This is a genomic window from Fibrobacter sp. UBA3629 (assembly GCF_002374005.1).
Classification (GTDB): Bacteria; Fibrobacterota; Fibrobacteria; order Fibrobacterales; family Fibrobacteraceae; genus Fibrobacter.
The window spans coordinates 1-16808 of sequence record NZ_DFLC01000023.1; the positions used below are offsets into that span (position 1 = coordinate 1).

General features: G+C 53.2%; 12 protein-coding genes and 1 tRNA gene. 3 read left to right on the forward strand and 10 right to left on the reverse strand.

Annotated elements, in window-relative coordinates; translation table 11 throughout:
- From B2310_RS07915 to hemW, 3 genes are all read right to left on the reverse strand, one after another.
- A partial coding sequence (locus tag B2310_RS07915) for a hypothetical protein (RefSeq protein WP_290730330.1) occupies positions 1 to 1504 on the reverse strand: 1504 nt, incomplete at its 3' end.
- A gap of 24 nt (positions 1505 to 1528) precedes the next feature.
- Positions 1529 to 4264: a hypothetical protein gene (locus B2310_RS07920; protein WP_290730333.1), complete on the reverse strand. Its 2736-nt coding sequence runs from the start codon at positions 4262 to 4264 to the stop codon at positions 1529 to 1531.
- Positions 4265 to 4383: 119 nt separating this feature from the next.
- Positions 4384 to 5529, reverse strand: coding sequence for a radical SAM family heme chaperone HemW (hemW, locus tag B2310_RS07925; protein WP_290730336.1), 1146 nt, complete (start codon positions 5527 to 5529; stop codon positions 4384 to 4386).
- Between the two features lie 102 nt (positions 5530 to 5631).
- Between hemW and B2310_RS07930 the strand changes: the two genes are divergently transcribed.
- From B2310_RS07930 to B2310_RS07940, 3 genes are all read left to right on the forward strand, one after another.
- On the forward strand, positions 5632 to 5775 hold the full coding sequence (locus B2310_RS07930) for a hypothetical protein (RefSeq protein ID WP_173364805.1): 144 nt from the start codon (positions 5632 to 5634) through the stop codon (positions 5773 to 5775).
- Between the two features lie 5 nt (positions 5776 to 5780).
- Positions 5781 to 6866 (forward strand): adenylate/guanylate cyclase domain-containing protein, encoded by a 1086-nt coding sequence (locus B2310_RS07935; protein ID WP_290730339.1) that lies wholly within the window; start codon positions 5781 to 5783, stop codon positions 6864 to 6866.
- Positions 6867 to 6889: 23 nt separating this feature from the next.
- Positions 6890 to 6962: transfer RNA gene (locus tag B2310_RS07940), tRNA-Gly, on the forward strand.
- Between the two features lie 221 nt (positions 6963 to 7183).
- Here the strand turns inward: B2310_RS07940 and B2310_RS07945 are convergent.
- The 7 genes from B2310_RS07945 to B2310_RS07975 form a co-directional block, all read right to left on the reverse strand.
- A complete protein-coding gene (locus tag B2310_RS07945) occupies positions 7184 to 8332 on the reverse strand; it encodes an FISUMP domain-containing protein (RefSeq protein ID WP_290730341.1) in 1149 nt (382 codons plus the stop codon).
- 127 nt (positions 8333 to 8459) lie between these two features.
- Positions 8460 to 9833 (reverse strand): PEGA domain-containing protein, encoded by a 1374-nt coding sequence (locus B2310_RS07950; RefSeq protein ID WP_290730343.1) that lies wholly within the window; start codon positions 9831 to 9833, stop codon positions 8460 to 8462.
- Positions 9834 to 10341: 508 nt separating this feature from the next.
- A complete protein-coding gene (nrdG, locus tag B2310_RS07955) occupies positions 10342 to 10902 on the reverse strand; it encodes an anaerobic ribonucleoside-triphosphate reductase activating protein (protein WP_290730346.1) in 561 nt (186 codons plus the stop codon).
- Position 10903: 1 nt separating this feature from the next.
- Positions 10904 to 11050, reverse strand: a complete 147-nt coding sequence (nrdD, locus tag B2310_RS07960) for an anaerobic ribonucleoside-triphosphate reductase (protein WP_173364802.1) — start codon at positions 11048 to 11050, stop codon at positions 10904 to 10906.
- Between the two features lie 36 nt (positions 11051 to 11086).
- Positions 11087 to 13417 carry an anaerobic ribonucleoside triphosphate reductase gene (locus B2310_RS07965; protein ID WP_173382053.1) on the reverse strand — a complete coding sequence of 777 codons (2331 nt, stop codon included), beginning with the start codon at positions 13415 to 13417 and terminating at the stop codon, positions 11087 to 11089.
- Between the two features lie 389 nt (positions 13418 to 13806).
- Positions 13807 to 15216, reverse strand: a complete 1410-nt coding sequence (locus tag B2310_RS07970) for an SIMPL domain-containing protein (RefSeq protein WP_290730349.1) — start codon at positions 15214 to 15216, stop codon at positions 13807 to 13809.
- Between the two features lie 117 nt (positions 15217 to 15333).
- Positions 15334 to 16803 (reverse strand): sodium:solute symporter family transporter, encoded by a 1470-nt coding sequence (locus B2310_RS07975; protein WP_290723559.1) that lies wholly within the window; start codon positions 16801 to 16803, stop codon positions 15334 to 15336.
- Positions 16804 to 16808: the final 5 nt, after the last annotated feature.

Consider the following 16808-nt stretch of genomic DNA (forward strand, 5'->3'; position numbering starts at 1 on the left):
AGCCGGGGTTGTTGCCGCTGCTGCTACCCGGATTCTCGCCCGTAGAGGAGCCGGGATTGTTGCCCGAAGAACTGGACTTCGCGCTGCTGCTCGACTTGCCAGAACTGGAGCTCTTGCCGGAGCTGCTCGATTTCGCGCTGCTGGAAGACTCCTCGTAAGTAATACGCGAAGAACTGAAACCGACGCTGCTGCTCGAGAGATCCTCGTCCTCGCCCGTATTCGCACCGGTACGCACGACACCTGCACCCGAAAGCGGAGCCAGGTCATCGAGGAAGTTGTCTATCCACTGCAAGTGAACGAGCACGTTGTCGTTGATGTACTTGTTCGGGTTCGCCGCATAGTCCACGAACACGAGGTGACCCGTATTGCTAGCGACAAACAGGTGACCCATGCCATCGACCGTACCCTGGTCCAGACGCCAGCCAACATACGTTCCGTTGTCCTTGGTTCTCGGCAAGGTAAGGTGCGTAGAATCTTCTTCGAAGAAATAATCGCGCAAATCAATAAAAGCGACAACTTTTGCCGTCATTTTGTTGTTCTTTACTTCGGGCTTAATCTGTACAATGCGGGCACCACCGAACACGAAAATTGTCTCGGAATACGGGTCGTACGTACCGCCGTGCGCCCCTTCCAGGGAGTCTATCAAGATTTTCGTTTTTAGCTTCGTAATGACGGAATCGTCCACCTCGCCACCGATAGAATCCTTGTTCGATCTGGTCACCTTGGTCCAAACCGTATCGGTAACGTAGCCGAAATAGGCGCCAGCCCTCTTTTTCGCCTTGGATTCAGGAGAGCAAGGCGTTCCCGTGACGCTAGTTTCACAGCCTCCCCCAAAGTAGTCGGAATACGTGAAGAACGCATTGCCGTCCTTGTCCCATATAAGTGTCGCCAGTTTATCTTTTTTCAGGCGGTCCGAGGTGTCGGGCTCCAGCACCACCTTGTAGCCCTTGTCCGCAAAATTTTTCTTTTCGGGGTGATCCTTGTCTATCTTGGTCGAGAACCTGAAGAGGTAGCCGGGGATACCTGCCGCCCAGAGCCAATCCTGGTTCGGGTCCATCATCAAATGCCAGAAACCGTCCGTGCTGCCAAACGGAGTCGCAGTCTTCACAACGCACTTACCGCCTTCCTTCTTTGCAGTCTTGCTCACCTTGTGAATGTTTCTGCCCTGTGCCGCAACGAGGAGGTCTCCGTCCGGGTGATGCACGATACCATCAGCACCGACCATGCCGTCAGACGCATTCGAGGTACAGAGAGTCTCCTTATTGAGAAGCTGCAGGTAACCCGCGCCATCGTAATAGTAGCTCAGGTTCTTCACACGGTCGCTCTGGCTATACTTCGTATAATACAGGGTCGCCTTAGTGGAGGCGTGAGGAACAATATCGCCGACCTGCTGAATCCAGATACCGGTCGCCGGGTTTTCCGGCGCCGCAATGGTCCCTCCCGCAGCAAGGGCAGTCCCCGCAGCAGCGACACACATCAAGAACAATTTTGCCAACGTTTTCATAGCGTCAACCTCCGAAAAATTCTACTACCTGGAACGAATCTTGCGAGACCCGGTGATGCCCCAGTTGTAGAACCTTTCCACCTTGAAATTTTCCTTGGCACCGTAGACGCGAACCTTGAAGTGCGCGACATAGGCACCGACCGCCACACGCCTACCGTTGTCGGCAAGCATGTTCCAGCGCAAATACAGCTGATGGGGATTCTCGAAGCAGTTGCCATCGAACAAATCCTTGTCGTCGCAGCGAATCTTCTGCGAGGCTCCTGCGACATACGTCCCCAAATTCGTGTAGACGTGGAGTTCCCATTCGAGCCCGACCTTCGAGAGGTCCATCTCGCGGGAATCCTTTTCCATAATCGTAGAGAAGCTCACATCCATCAGCACGCCCAGGTTCTTCTTCGCCTCCTCGGAGGAAAGGTTGTCGGCGACATCGAAAGTAATGGCGTCCTGCGCCGACTCGTCAATATCTTCCCTCGAAGCAAAGGCGTAGTTCTGCATGATAACGCGCGGGTCGCCCTCGACCATTTCGGCAGGAGCAAGTCCCGAAGCACCGTTCCCATCCTTGTCGACAAAGCTCGCGCACTGCGTATCGAGTTTCACGGAATCGGCCGGATTCATGCGTTCCACAAGCCGCGTGCCGCTTTCCATGCGGATTTCGGCAGACTTGCCGTCGGCAGCCCATTCGACCGCAGAGAACGGAATCGACTTCCACTCGCCATCCACGTAGAACTGGAAGGCGTTCTCGAATTCGAGCGTGCTCACGTTCTTGTAGTCAATTGCTTCGGAGAACTCTATCTTGAACACGTCGGAGGCCATCTTCTGGTAGGACTCCGGCATGAGGAACGTTCCCGATATGACCGGCGCCATGCGGTCATTCATCGCGACTTCCTTCGTCACCTCCGAATCCTTCCCGTCCTTGGTCTCGGTGTAAGTGTAGGTGACGTAGCCATAGCGTTCGCCCTGCGCTGCGTAGCTCCTGTCGTCGACAGCGGTGAGCTTCTCCTTGATGGGATACTCGTCCTTCTTCAGGTTCAGGGCAAAGCCGACAACAGTGCCGTCGGCAGAAAGGGTCAGCATGTCGGGATCGGGTTCAATTTCCAGGACATTACCGTTGGTATCGAGCCAGTAGTAGCGGAAGGTCATTTCTTCGAGTTCCTTGCGAGTCAGCGCGTCATCGAACACGACCGAAGCGCTGTCCATACGTCCGTCGCCATCGCGGTCGAAGAAGGCGTTCTTCTCGTTGTCCGCATACCTGCGCCCGGATTTGCCGACGATTGCCGGATTGTTCTTGCCCGTCTCGTTGCCGTCCGCCGCCTTCACGAGGCCGTCGGGGCAGTCCTTCTTGCAGATAGTCGCAATCTGGATGGAATCGCCATACCGCACCAAGCCCTTATCGATGACGAACACCCAGCTCCTGCCGTCCTTCTCTATCGCCTCGAGGTAGACCGGAGCATCGTTCAAGAGGTAGCCCTTCCCTTTCGTCCAGTTCGTATCGACAGCCTTGTTGTAGAAGAGTTCGAGCGTGTCGGTCGAAGCATCCTTGTCGCCCGGAATAAGGTTCGCTGTCAGAATAACCGGGCCAATACGATCGACGAGCGCCTTCTGCGCATCGCCCTTCGCGCCCGTATTCACCGAAGATATCTCGACCTTGAGCGAGCCCTCGCCCACATCCGCCGGGATACCCGTACTCACGTTGGTCAACTGCAGAACTCCGTTCTTCTTGGACCAATCCGACTCGCCCGTATGCTCCTTGAACTTGCCGCCGTCGGGCCAGTTATGGAAGAACGCCTCCATCTTCACGGAATCGAGGCGACCGGTGAAATACGCACCGATGCTGTCGCCCTTTCCGTCACCGTTCGTGTCGTAGATGAACGCGCTGTCGAGGATGGGCATGTCGGGATTCACGAACTGCAGGTCTCCCGGGAAAGTCTCGGTGACGATGAAGCCCGTGTCTCCTTCCGCTATCTCGTACTTGAAAGAACCGATGGTGAACGTGGGGCCATCGGTCACCGCCTTCGTCGCGCGGATGATGAACTCGGCGCGCCCCTTGTAGAAGTCGATCTGGTAGCCGAAAACCGTCTTCTGGAGTTCTATGCCGCTCACGCTGTAGTAGCGCAGGTTCTCACCCGCCGCAAGCGACTGGATGTAGAAAGATTTTTCGTTCACGGCAGTATCGGTCTTGGCGGAATCGGGGCCTATCGGGATATAGGCGCGCACGTAAATTTTGACCTCGTCACCCACTTCCAGCTGAATTTTCGTCTTCTCGGAAACAGGTTCCTCGCAGTCCTCGTCCAGGCAATACTGAATGCCCGGCACGTAGAAGTTGTAGACTCGGGCAACATTGAAATCCGCATCCGGCCTGAGCGCCGTTCCGACAGCCACGTTGTAGACAGGGAATTTCGCTTCGGCCACTACACGTACAATCCCGCTTGCACCGGAATTGACTTTTTCCATGTGGGTCACCTGCGGCATCCCTTCCGAAACGAGCTTTACGGCTACGGAATCGGAAGACGCCTTCGGGGCATAGATGTAGAAATCCGTATTCGGGAGCGCGTTTGCCGAAACGGGATCCTCTTTTTCGGGCACGACAAACAGGCCGAGAGCCTTCGTGATTTTCGTCTGCAACAGCTGGTAGGCGCAGCGCGGGTCCGGGGCGTCGCCCTCGTAGTCGATGCAGTCGATCGATTCCTGCGCCAAAAGCCCTGCAGGGAGCAACAGCAACCACAGGAAAAGGAGCGGAAAATGTCGATTCAGGAACTGCATAAAAACCTCAAAAACACGGCCTATACACCAAGTACGACCATTACATTATAAAATGTATCTTTTTTTTTGGAAAATAGAGGCTCGTTTCTATTCCACTTTGGAATAGAAAACGGCCAAAATCAGTGATTTTGCATACATTTTGAATACAAGTCGAGAACTATCGTATCCATAAACAGCCAACCCCTCCCGACCAGGCGGAAAATGCCATCCGACATCTCGGCAAACCCCTCCGAAATCCACCTCGAAAAAACGCTTCCCGGGACACTAAAGCCGAGCCTTTCCAAACCCTCCAGGCTCATGCCGAACTTTGTCCGTAACGACAGCTGGATGAATTCCGCGGCTCCGTCCTCGGGCGTGAGCGTATCGAGCGAAAGTCCCGACTCGGGACACCCCGCCTTCACATAGTCCCGCCACTTCGCATAGCGTTCCGGGGCATAAAAGCGGACCCCGTCCAAAAAGCCGTGCGCGCTGGGGCCGAAGGCCAGGTATTCACCCCGTTTCCAGTAGTTCAGATTATGCAGGCTTTCCTCGCCTTCGCGGGCAAAATTCGATGTCTCGTAGCGTCCGAAGCCCCGTGTTTCAAGGCATTCCACGCCCCGCAGGTACATGTCCGCATACAGGTCCTCGTCCACCGATTCAAGCCCCTTCGCGATACGCAACCCGAGCCGGCGCGAAGGGTCAATCTTCAGCCCGTAGAGGCTTATGTGCCCGACACCGCTTTCCGCAAGCCAGGCGGCATCTTCCACGACATCTTCCACGGTCTGCCCCGGCAAATCGAACATGAGGTCAGCATTGACCCTCAGCCGCGACTCCCCCACGAGCCGTTCGAGGGCGCGGATACCCGTTTCCACGTCGTGATGCCGCCCCACGCGGTCGAGCAGGCGCTGATGCAGGCTCTGGAGCCCGAGACTCGCCCGCGTAATTCCCGATTCCAAGGCCACCGCCACGCGCTCAGCGTCGCAGGACTCAGGATTGAACTCCATCGTCGCCTCGCGGAGCGCCCCCATCGGGACTCCGGCCCCCGCAATCACCCCGAAAAAACGCTCCAGGAGCTCGGGAGGTATCAGCGAGGGCGTTCCCCCGCCTATGTAAAGCGTCTCGACCCGTTCAAGGAGCCCCGGACGCCTCCCGGCAAAGGTGCTCATTTCGGCCTCTATCAAGTTCAAATATTCCAACTGCAACCATTCCGGGGCCGGAAACGCATGAAAATCGCAATAATCGCAGATTTTCTTGCAAAAAGGGACATGTATATATAGGCCGAGCATCAAAATTCCAATTTTTTGATAATTTTAGACATCCGTTTTGTAAAAATTTAATTTATAATCGTAAACATGGAAGAGCAGAAAAAAGACAATTTCGCGCAAAGGATGAAAAAGAGGCTTCCCCTCTTTGTTTTTCTTGCTATCGCGACCACCTGTTTCTTCCTCGCGTCGTCGCTTCTCCTGGACGATTCCTACAAGGACATCATCCTCATTTCCATGGTCTGGGCGCTCCCCCTCTTCATCCACTGACTCCAATGGCTATATCGCGACAGACAGAAAGAAAGTTCAGGGCCGTCTGCTATTACGTCTTTTGCTGGATCCTTGCGGCCGTAGGCACAGACGTGCTCATCATGTATGCGCAACATGCCCAGATCGACGGCGTGCACCTGCTCCAAATGCTACAGTTCGCCCTTTTCATGGGACTCTCTCACGGCGTCTACGACATCCTCATCCTGAAGGACGAGATGGACTGCCGGGCCGTATGGAAGGCCCTGATGCTGCGGTCGGCCTACTTCATCAGTGCCATCTCTTCGAGCATCATCCTCTGCACCCTGCTTTTCAGAATAAAGGACGGAGAAGGAATCGTAAACGAGGAGGGGCTCGCAAGCGTCATCGCAGAGTTCCGCGACCCGGAAACGCAAGTTCGGATTTTCCTATTCTTCGCGCTCGCAAGCCTTATCACCTTCATCCGCAGTGTCCACAAGAAGTTCGGCACGCGCGTCTTCTGGAACACCCTGCTCGGCAAGTCGCAAGAGCCGCTGGAAGAGAACCTCATCTTCATGTTCATCGACCTGAAGAATTCCACCGAACTCGCCGAAGAACTAGGGCACGTCACCTACAGCAACTTCATGAAGGACTACTACAAACTGCTTTCGAACTGCTGCGAGGAAAACCAGGGCGAAATCTACCAGATTGCAGGTGACGGAGCGTTCCTGACCTGGCCCATGTCCGCCTGCAGGACCAAGGCGCGCCCCGTGGACTGCTTCTACGACTTCAACGAATGCCTCGAGAAAATAGCGCCCAAGTTCATCAAGAAGTACGGCCGCGCCCCGAAATTCAAGGCCGGGGCCCACTGCGGCACAGTCATCTCGACCGAGGTCGGCAACTTCGGAAGCGAGATGGCCTATCACGGCGACGTGCTGAACACCACCAGCCGCATCCAGTCGCTCTGCGCCAAGCTCGGGCAGGAATTCCTGATTTCCGAGGACCTCTACGCCATGCTCCCGCGCCCCCTCCCCCACGGCTACATGAGCAAGAAGGAAGGTTTTTTCGAATTGAGAGGAAAAAAGCATGAAATTTTGATTTTTTCTCTGCAAAGACCCTTGACAAGCCTAAAATAATATTCTATAATTGGTCTCACCTCGCGGGAATAGCTCAGTTGGTAGAGCACGACCTTGCCAAGGTCGGGGTCGAGGGTCCGAGTCCCTTTTCCCGCTCTAAAAAAGAAAACCACCTTTCAAGGTGGTTTTTCTTTTTTATGTGCCGGGATAAAAAGGAACTCGGAGCCGAGAAGAGGGGCCGACTGAAATTTTTCACATGCGAACATCGTGAGCATAACTGAAAAATTTCAGCACTTGAGGCGCAAGCCTCAAGCCCGTAGGGCGAGGCTTCGGCTCGCGTAGCGAGAGACCGAAGCCGAGTATTCCCTTTTCCCGCTTCACTCGGCTTGTGCGTCCTTGAGGCAACGAACGGACTGCAAATAAGCCATCGTACAGCCCCTAAAGGAATTAGTGTACGACCCCAAAATACTAAATACGTATTCCGATTCGTCACCTTCTTTTATTCCCCAAAAAAACGCAGATCCAGGATGAAAATTAACACTCGAGTCATAGATAAGACCTTCATTGGTAATGCAAGCATCCGCCTGCCCAGCTTCTAAGGCAGAAAACTTCACCAAATTATTCCCTCTCCAGCTTTCATCCGTCAAATTCCAATAGTCACCAACCGACTCAACAAGAATATTCCATTCTACATCGCTGGGAAGATGCCATCCTTCTGGGCATACCTCCTTTGCGTCTGACCACTCATAGTACTGACCATACCTAGAGCAACTATCCGAAGACATATTATAGCAATAACTATATAATGTTTTATAATTCAAATTCTCGGCCAGCCAGGTCTGCGATCCGATCGTGACGGTCTTATAGCTTTGTCCATCACGAGTATCAGTCATAACTCCTTCAATAGGCACTGGCATCTCGAAGGACGAAGAAGATTCGATATCGCTACTACTCGTAACAGAAGATGAACTATTGAACACACCAAAAGACGATTCAGCCATTTCGCCTTCATCCTTGACGCAACGAACTGAATATGCAAGAGACAAATCAGAATTATCTATTTCTGGATTATCGCTATTGTCATCCATATAAATGTAATTAGCTCCATAACTAGAATTCTCCGTTGAACTCCAAAAATATGCGGCATATCCATTTAAATAATAACGGCCATCATCAGGATATCTCCGGCCGACGGGCAATGCTGAGAAAGCGTAATTATCCAACCCATTACCATCTTGCCAACCGCTCGAAGACTTGAGCATTTTTGCTGCAACAGATTGTCCTCCGACAGCAGCAAAGAGTGTATTAAATTCATCTTCCGAAGGCAGATGCCAACCATCAGGGCAAGCCTTCATTGCAGCATCCCAGATATAAAGATGGCCATACTTAGCACAGTATTTAGTAGAGTCTTTGTAGCAAAAACTATTACTCTTATAATTCACCTCATAATTCAGATTCTCTGCCATCCACGTCTGATTACCAATGGTGACAGTCTTGTAAGTTTTTCCATCACGAAGATCAGTCATTCTAGAAAGAACAAAACGATTCCATTCACCATCGCGATCATCGATTTATTGAACATAATCGGTACAGGCGGCAAGAAGGGCGGTAAGGATGACACTAATCAAAAACTTTTTCATTGTCGTTCCCTTCCTAGAATGCGAAACTTATGCCGATGCCGGCAGCTCCGACGACAGCAAGGCCAAATCCTACACCGCGGAGCACCTGACCGGCCTGGGCCTTGTCTTTAGCGTCATTGAATTCACTCTTATTCGCAAAGTATTCTGTCTCTGCGGCATCCTTCGCTTTGCTGTCCCCGACAACCGCAAGTACGACGCCCGTCACAGCGGTTACAGCACCAATACCGAATACAATCCAGCGGACAGAACCGCTACCCTCGCTATCCACATTCGCGGGCACGCTCTCACCCGCATAAGGCGAACCATCCTTGCCGTCGAGTTCATCGTATGCAGCATTCGCCCTCGCGCGTGTCGCATCTTCTGCCATGTCAACGCCATCAGGGGCATGTACCAGCTGGTGCGTCACCTGCACCACCTCGTGCCACTCGGCTTGCACATTCACCTTCTCTCTCCACCCGTCACCCCTGAGCATGACTTCCGCACACAACGGGATCTCGCCCGCGTAGGGCGTACTGCCCGCTTCCTCACCATCGATAAATACGGCAACCGCTTGCGGTTCGCCGTTGTACTCAGCATCAAGTTTAAGACCGCCCTTGCCACGCGACATTTTCTTATTAAACACCACGGTCCTGTTTCTCGCTATCTTCACCTTGAATTCCACAGGATTGTAGCACGGGTGTTCCAAACGCACACTATGCTCCCCAGGAGCAAGCTCCACCTTACCTTCATGCATCCGGTTTCCGTCTACAAAAGTTTTTAACACTCCACGGCCCGCAGCACCATCCGTCAGCACAGGATTCAATATCAAATAACCAAACTTCGGTTCAAGAGTCAATTCAACCTTTTGGTTATTCGCATTAATCTCGACATCAACATCGGCATCGATATAACGATCCATAGAAGCGACAATATGGTGAACACCCTCCTCGATTTGCACTTTGCAAGGAGTACTTAGGCACTTTGTCGAAGCCTTTCCGTCTATGGTTGGCACCGCTCCAGCGGGTTCCGTTATAATTTCAACGACATACTGGTTGGAACCAGAGAAAGAGAACGAATCATCGCTAGAGACGTCGCTGATGCCGCCCACATCCGAAAAACCGGTAGAATTGCCCATAATCTTTCTGAAGAACGCCGGAGCCTTCAACTTGATGATTTTCTCAAGTTCATCAACACTCGCTCCGCGCTCGTTGATGGTCGCAACTAGATTGTTTTTTGCAGTCTCGTAGAGTTCTACAGAAAGCGAGAGCGCGTCGCCAAAGCTACTCACATGAGCTTGGCAAACATAATCTGCAGCAATGTTTCTTCCAGTCTCAACAAGGCAAGAGCCTTCACAATCCTCGATAGTTTTGCCCGGAGGGAGCATCGCTTCGATATTCTCTCGCGTCATGATAGTGTAATACTTGGCGGGAAGTTGTCTTATAGCCTCTCCGCGCAACACGTTAGTCAAGAACTGTCTCTCGGAACGTTTAACCCTCTCATTCACACTAGGGTCTGCAACCGTTTCAAGCACGGCGACATACGCCGCCGAGGCCCACGCCGCAAGGCAAAGAAAAAGGGTAAAAGCTGATTTCAAATATCTCATATTTTCCGCCGGGGAGCACCCATCAAGTATTAAAAAAAATATACATTAATTACATCAAAAAAGGATGCCATTTTCTGCCGTAAACCGAATCAGAGAAAAAAAATGCCAAAAAAGGAACACTTCCGCATTTCAATCGTTTTTACGTATAGATAGGGTTTTCCCTGTCCGCCTTTGCGGGGGCGTTCCCGCAATAAAAGAGAAAATGCTCCGAGAGCTCGGGAAACTATAGTCCCTGGGACAATCCGTTCGTTTAACAGATATTAGCGAAAAAGCCCCGGCATCAGCCAGGGTTTTTCAAATTACGAGGAAAGCACTACACCATGGGAGCGAATTCCGGATGTTCTTCCATTTCCTGTAGCTGTATCTGGTGCAACACAGCACGGCCCTCGACAAGGCTCTTCTGCACGTCGATGATACGCTGGTTGCTTGAGCCGCGGAACTTGAGTTCGAGCGACTTCTTCGCCATGACGAACGGACCGTCGATAAGGATATCGGCAAACGAAAGAAGTTCCAGTAAATCCGGTTTTTCTTCCCAGTGCTGCTGCAGATACTCGAACGTGTAACCCGTAAAGATGACAAGGTTGAGTCCGCGTTCCTTGATTTCGCGGGCAAGCGGGATAAGCGCCGCCGCCTGGTCCATCGGGTCTCCGCCACTGAAGGTGATTCCGTCCAGGAGCGGGTTTTCGTCGATCATCGAGAGGATTTCTTCGATATCAATAAAATGACCCCCGTTGAAATCGTGGGTCTGGGGATTCTGGCACCCGGGGCAGTTGTGATGGCACCCCTGGGTAAAGATGGTCATGCGGATCCCGGGACCGTCCACGAAGGATTCGGGCTCGATTCCGGCAATCCGCAAGCGCGGGTATTCGTCCATATTATACGCTGTGCTTTACGCGGTCGTTGACTTCGGCGCGCTTCGCGTTATTGAAGCGGTCGACTGTACCCACGAGGTAGCCCGTGATGCGGCGGATGCGTTCGAAGCAAACGCCTTCTCCATACAGATTCATTTCTCTTTCTGACATTTTTCACTCCTTGATAGTTTGTTTTAATTCCTGTGATTAGCGGATGCCCTTGAACGCCGGCATTCCCGGGTAGAGCCTGCGCAATTCCTTCAGTTTCTCTTCCGAGATGGCATGGCCATCGCTACGTCCGCAACGGGGGCAGCTGTCGCCGATAACGCCCACGAAGCCGCAGACGGGGTCGCGGTCAACCGGGTGGTTGATGGAGCCGTAGCCGATGCCCGACTTCGCCATGTGATGCACAATCTTTTCGAAGGCATCGAGGTTCTGCGTCGGGTCGCCGTCGAGTTCCACGTAGCTGATGTGGCCCGCGTTGGTGAGCGCGTGGTAGGGGGCTTCGAGCGAAATCTTCTTGAACGCCGAAATCTTGTAGTACACCGGCACGTGGAACGAGTTGGTGTAGTAGTCACGGTCAGTGACGCCCTTGATTTCGCCGAACTTCTTCTTGTCCATGCGCACGAAGCGGCCAGAAAGGCCTTCGGCAGGCGTTGCGAGCAAGCTGAAGTTGAGGCCGAGGCGCTTGGATTCCTTGTCGCAGAAGTCACGCATGTGGCCCACAATCTTGAGGCCAAGCTGCTGGGATTCCTCGGATTCGCCATGGTGCTTGCCCGTGAGCATCACGAGTGTTTCGGCAAGGCCGATAAAGCCGATGGAGAGCGTGCCGTGCTTGATGACTTCGCCCACCGTATCTTCCCAGCCGAGCTTCTCGGAATCGATCCACACGCCCTGGCCCATGAGGAACGGGAAGTTCTTTACCTTGCGGCGGCTCTGGACGGCGAAACGTTCCATAAGCTGGTCGCTCACAAGCTGCATCATGCGGTCGAGTTCCTTGAAGAACAGGTCCACGGACTTCATCTTGATGGCGATACGCGGAAGGTTGATGGAGGTAAAGCTCAGGTTGCCACGGCCATACGAAATCTCGCGGGTCGGGTCGTAGTTGTTGCCGATGACACGCGTGCGGCAGCCCATGTAGGCGATTTCGGTTTCCGGGTGGCCTTCCTTATAATACTGGAGGTTGTAGGGCGCATCCTGGAAGCTGAAGTTCGGGAACAGGCGCTTCGCGCTCACGCGACAGGCGAGCTTGAACAGGTCATAGTTCGGGTCGCCCGGATTGAGGCTGATGCCTTCCTTCACGCGGAAAATCTGAATCGGGAAAATAGCCGTCTCGCCACCGCCCAAGCCTTCTTCGGTGGTGAGCAGCAAGTTGCGCATCGCCATGCGGGCTTCGGGCTCGGTGCACATGCCATAGTTGATGCTACTGAACGGAGTCTGCGCACCGGCGCGGCTGTGCATGGAGTTCAGGTTGTGGACAAACGCTTCCATCGCCTGGAAGGTGGTCTTGTCCGTCTCTTCGTAAGCCATCTTCTCGGCAAACTTCTGGGCCTTCATCACAATTTCGGTATCGAAGGTCTTGGAAAGTTCGCGGGCTTCCGCTTCCACGAACTTCTCGTTCGGCACGAGCGTCGCGACCATGCCCATCTCCGCCATTTCGGCGTGGAGCTTCTTCACCACCGGCTGGATTTCTTCTTCGGTCTTGCCGGTAAGGAGGATGAGAGCCTTCACCATGTTCGAGAGGTAGGCCTTGCGATAGGTAATGCGCACGCCGTCGGCCATGGCATAGTCGAAGTTCGGAATGGACTGACCGCCGTGCTGGTCGTTCTGGTTACTTTGTATGGCAATCGCCGCGAGGGCCGCATAGCTGCGGATGTCCTTCGGTTCGCGGAGATGACCGTGCCCCGTATTGAAGCCGTTCTTGAAGAGCTTCTTCAGGTCGATCTGGCAGCACGTCATGGTAAGGGAATAGAAATCCAGATCGTGGATATGGATATCGCCTTCCATGTGGGCGCGGCTATGCTCGGGCTTGAGCATCATCATCGTGTAGAAGTGCTTGGCGGATTCGCTACCGTACTTGAGCATGGTGCCCATGGCGGTATCGCCGTCAATGTTCGCGTTTTCGCGCTTGAGGTCGGATTCCTTCGCGGAGCTGAACGTGATGTCACGGAGCGTGTGCATGAGGCGCGTGTTGACTTCGCGGATGCGGGTGCGTTCGGCACGGTAAAGGATGTAGCTCTTGGCCGTATCGGCATAGTTGTTGTCGGTAAGGGCCTTTTCGACGGCGTCCTGGATTTCTTCGATATCCGGCTTGGTCTTGCCTTCGGCCTCGAGGCGGCCCACCGCATAGGCGGCTACCTTCAGGGCAGTACTGCTCAAAATGTCTTCTTGGCCAAGGAGGTCCATCTGCTCCTGGGAGGCCTTGATTTGGTCCTTGAGTTCACCCGATGCGCGGAAAGCCTTAACAATGGCGTCTGCAATCTTCTCGATGTTGAACGGCATTTCGCGGCCGTCGCGCTTCTTGACTGTAAAAATCATCACCTATCCTTCAAATCCCTTAACTAAGCCCTAGTCAAAAGACGTTTGTTCAAAATAAGCCTGTTTTCCTTTTTTCTACTATATCTTGTGTTCAACACCAAACCAATAACACAAGATATAGACATAAGATAATAAAAAGATTTTGGAAATGGGAACTTTTTTTCATAAATTCCCGTAATTTTTTTGTAATATAGAGGCAAACTATCAACACGGCCCCAAAACCGGAATCCGGACCACCACCGCAGGTCGGGTTTCGAGTGGTCCAAGTCCCTATTGCACAAACATTTAGCTGTTTCCGGAGCGTAAAAAATCTATTCACACCCCAAAAAGGGGCTTTTTTCACAAAACCGAGTTGACAAGCTGCCGCAGCCGAGCGGTATTTTTGGAGGCTATTTTATCTCGGCCATGATGGCCAAATACGCCGAGACGGAGACGGAATCGGCGATATTCATCTTGGATTCCGAAGAACCTGCCATCAGTATGTCATACGCCGGCAAGGACTTTCCCCTGGCCTTGCGCAAAGAAAGGTCGTTGTAGCGAGCACCGAGAACGGTCCCGCCAAACTCGTCTAAGGGCTTGTTGCTCACCGCAACGACCTTGCCCAAGGAACCGCCAAAGCCCTCGACAATCGCCTTGGCGCGCGCCATCGCCTTTTTCCCAGCAATGTTTACGACCTGCACCCTGAGCGAATCCTCGTTCTTCAGAACAGGCTCGGCTTTAAACACGTTAACGTTTTCTAGACCGACAATTCCATCCAGGAACGCACCGGCGGCGTCCTTGGATGTAAAGTTGACCGTAACCCTCTGGGTCGCCAAAAAGACATTCTTGGACGATTCGTTGCCGTAAAACTCGTACTTCTGCTTTTTGCGCAGCGTCATGGACTGCGCCTCTATCTCCGATTCGGCAACGCCAAGGCCTTTCGCCATCTGCACCACATCACCACGACGCACATTCATCTGCTTAAAAAGCTGTTCCTTGTCAGTTCCATCGAACATGATATTCGCGATTACGACAAACTTGTCTGCAAGAAACTTCTTGTGCTCGACCTGGACAACGCGGACATACGACTTTCCGCTACTTTCCATACCATCCAGGGAAAGCGTCGCCATAAGCGATGCCGACACCTCCACGGAATCCGAAGAACTCAACTTTTCCACTTCCGAAGAGCCTTCCACGGAAATTACCTTCCCAATATTCGCGCCAACACTCTGCGCGTTCACTTCGGCCTGGCGGGACGCCTTTTTGCAGGCGCTCTTGATAACGTCAACCTCTAGCGTTTCGGCATTCTTGAGCCGCGACTGCGTGGACACGTTATCGACAAACGCAAAACTGGCCAAGTCGAATTCCAGGGAATCGGATTCCTGCTTGCTATGCGAAATAACCTTTACCATCTGCGATGCCGTATACCCCAGAAAAAACCTCTTGCCCTTTGCATAATCCCATTCCTTCTCGAGCGACGTGCTGAGAAGTTCGTACCCCTGCGGGCCTACGGAATGCTTCTGCAGCAGGGCGAGAATCTTTTCACGGCTCTCGTTCAAGCGCTTGTAAGCGACATCCTTGTTCTTGTCCTTCAGAACCATCTTGAAACTGGTGACATACTCGTCGGCGAGAAAGTTCTTCGTCTCCTCGCTCGAGACGGTCACGCCACCTAAAGGCTGTCCCTCCTGTTCCGGAGCCGGTTCCAGGGACGATACCTTCGTTTGTGCAGAAACGTCGGAGGCGCGCCCGATACTGAGTGAAAGCACGAGACACACGAACGCAAGCACGATGATGACGACGTATGATACTTTGTTCTGCATAGGGCACTCCTTTTTGAGATTTCCTTTTCAATCTACACAAAAAAGAATCCCAAAAGCAACGGCTCTCGGGCAAAAAGAATTTTACCGGTTCTTATAGTCTAAACTAGAATATGGCTTTTATTTCTTTGCAAGCAGCATCGCAGAGAACTTCAGCACGACCGCGACGAGCACGGTGGTCGTCATGCTGATGAACGGCATCCACGGCCAGCTGAAGATTCCACCAAGAACCGCAGGCACACCAAAGGCGGGAATGCCTTGAATAAGCACGAGGCTCCCCATGCCGCAAACGACGGCAACAATCACCTGCCAGCTCTTGAGGCCCTTCACGAAGAAGGCGAGCAGGAACATGCCAAGGAGCGGGCCTGTAAAGAGTCCGGTAAAGAAGAGCGCATTCTTGAGGAGGCTCCCCTGCTGCGTCGCGGCAAACAGAGCGAAAAACACGCCGAGCACGCCCCACACGACCGTCCAGATTTTAGCACGTTTGAGCCCGCCCATTCCGGTAGATTCGTCCCAGCCGAGAAAATCCCGTTCGGATGTATTGCTGAGCGAATTGATGGAACTGGAAAGGCTGCTCATGGCGGCGGCACAGATGGCGGCGACAATCAAGCCGGTCACGCCTACCGGAAGCCCGTTTACAATAAAATAAGGGAATACATCGTTCTGGCCGACGCTCTCGGGAAGGGCGGCAACATGCGAAACCTTGTAATACACATAGAGTGCAGCACCTACCCAGTAGAAAAGAATCGAGACGAAGCAACCAAGCACCATCGAGAGGATACTGGAACGGTTTGCCGCCTTCACGTCCTTGCAGCTCAGATAACGTTGTACAAACTGCTGGTCGCATCCGCGGATAGCAATTTCGAGAATGGCATAAGCAAAGCCCGCCGAGACAAGCGTGCGCGCATTGGAAACATCAAGACTTGCGTCCCACCACTTTGTCTTGCCCGCCGCGCTCGCAAGGGCAGCCATTTCGCCGAAACCGCCAACCGCATTCGAGATAAGCACGAGCACCAGGACGCCGCCGCCGAAAAACACACAGAACTGCATCACGTCGGTCCAGATGACCGCCTTGATTCCGCCAAACCACGTGTAGAAAATCGCGACCGCAGCGCTTACCACGATAGCCAGTTTAAGGTCGACGTGGAGGATTTGCGCAAGCACAAGCGACGGCGCATAGAGCAAAATTCCCGTGCGCAGCAGCAAGTGCAGGCTGTAGAAAACAGCCGCAAGACGACGCACCGTCTTCGAGCCAAACCGCACCTCGAAAAGTTCGTATGCACTGGAAATGCCCGACGTGCGGAAACGCGGGATAAACACGAAACCCACGACGACGATACTCAGGAGAGCTCCTATCTGGAACATGAGGAACGTCATGTTGTCGCCGTACACGTCGGCGGGCGCACCGAGGAAAGTCGTCGCGCTTACGGAAGTAGCGATGAGGCTAATGCCCACGGCGACCCACGGAATGGATCCGCCACCGAACATATATTCCTTGAGGTTCTTGTTGCCACGGGAAACCCAGAGACCAATAAGCAGAGAAAGCAGCAGGTATGCCGCAAGAACAAGCCAGTCAACAGCGGTAAACATAAATC

Excerpts from the sequence above, each read along its gene's own strand:
- B2310_RS07920 (WP_290730333.1), bottom strand. The coding sequence starts at position 4,264 with ATGCAGTTCCTGAATCGACATTTTCCGCTCCTTTTCCTGTGGTTGCTG.
- hemW (WP_290730336.1), bottom strand. The coding sequence starts at position 5,529 with ATGCTCGGCCTATATATACATGTCCCTTTTTGCAAGAAAATCTGCGAT.
- B2310_RS07930 (WP_173364805.1), top strand. The coding sequence starts at position 5,632 with ATGAAAAAGAGGCTTCCCCTCTTTGTTTTTCTTGCTATCGCGACCACC.
- B2310_RS07935 (WP_290730339.1), top strand. The coding sequence starts at position 5,781 with ATGGCTATATCGCGACAGACAGAAAGAAAGTTCAGGGCCGTCTGCTAT.
- B2310_RS07945 (WP_290730341.1), bottom strand. The coding sequence starts at position 8,332 with ATGACTGATCTTCGTGATGGAAAAACTTACAAGACTGTCACCATTGGT.
- B2310_RS07950 (WP_290730343.1), bottom strand. The coding sequence starts at position 9,833 with ATGACGCGAGAGAATATCGAAGCGATGCTCCCTCCGGGCAAAACTATC.
- nrdG (WP_290730346.1), bottom strand. The coding sequence starts at position 10,902 with ATGGACGAATACCCGCGCTTGCGGATTGCCGGAATCGAGCCCGAATCC.
- nrdD (WP_173364802.1), bottom strand. The coding sequence starts at position 11,050 with ATGTCAGAAAGAGAAATGAATCTGTATGGAGAAGGCGTTTGCTTCGAA.
- B2310_RS07965 (WP_173382053.1), bottom strand. The coding sequence starts at position 13,417 with ATGATTTTTACAGTCAAGAAGCGCGACGGCCGCGAAATGCCGTTCAAC.
- B2310_RS07970 (WP_290730349.1), bottom strand. The coding sequence starts at position 15,216 with ATGCAGAACAAAGTATCATACGTCGTCATCATCGTGCTTGCGTTCGTG.
- B2310_RS07975 (WP_290723559.1), bottom strand. The coding sequence starts at position 16,803 with ATGTTTACCGCTGTTGACTGGCTTGTTCTTGCGGCATACCTGCTGCTT.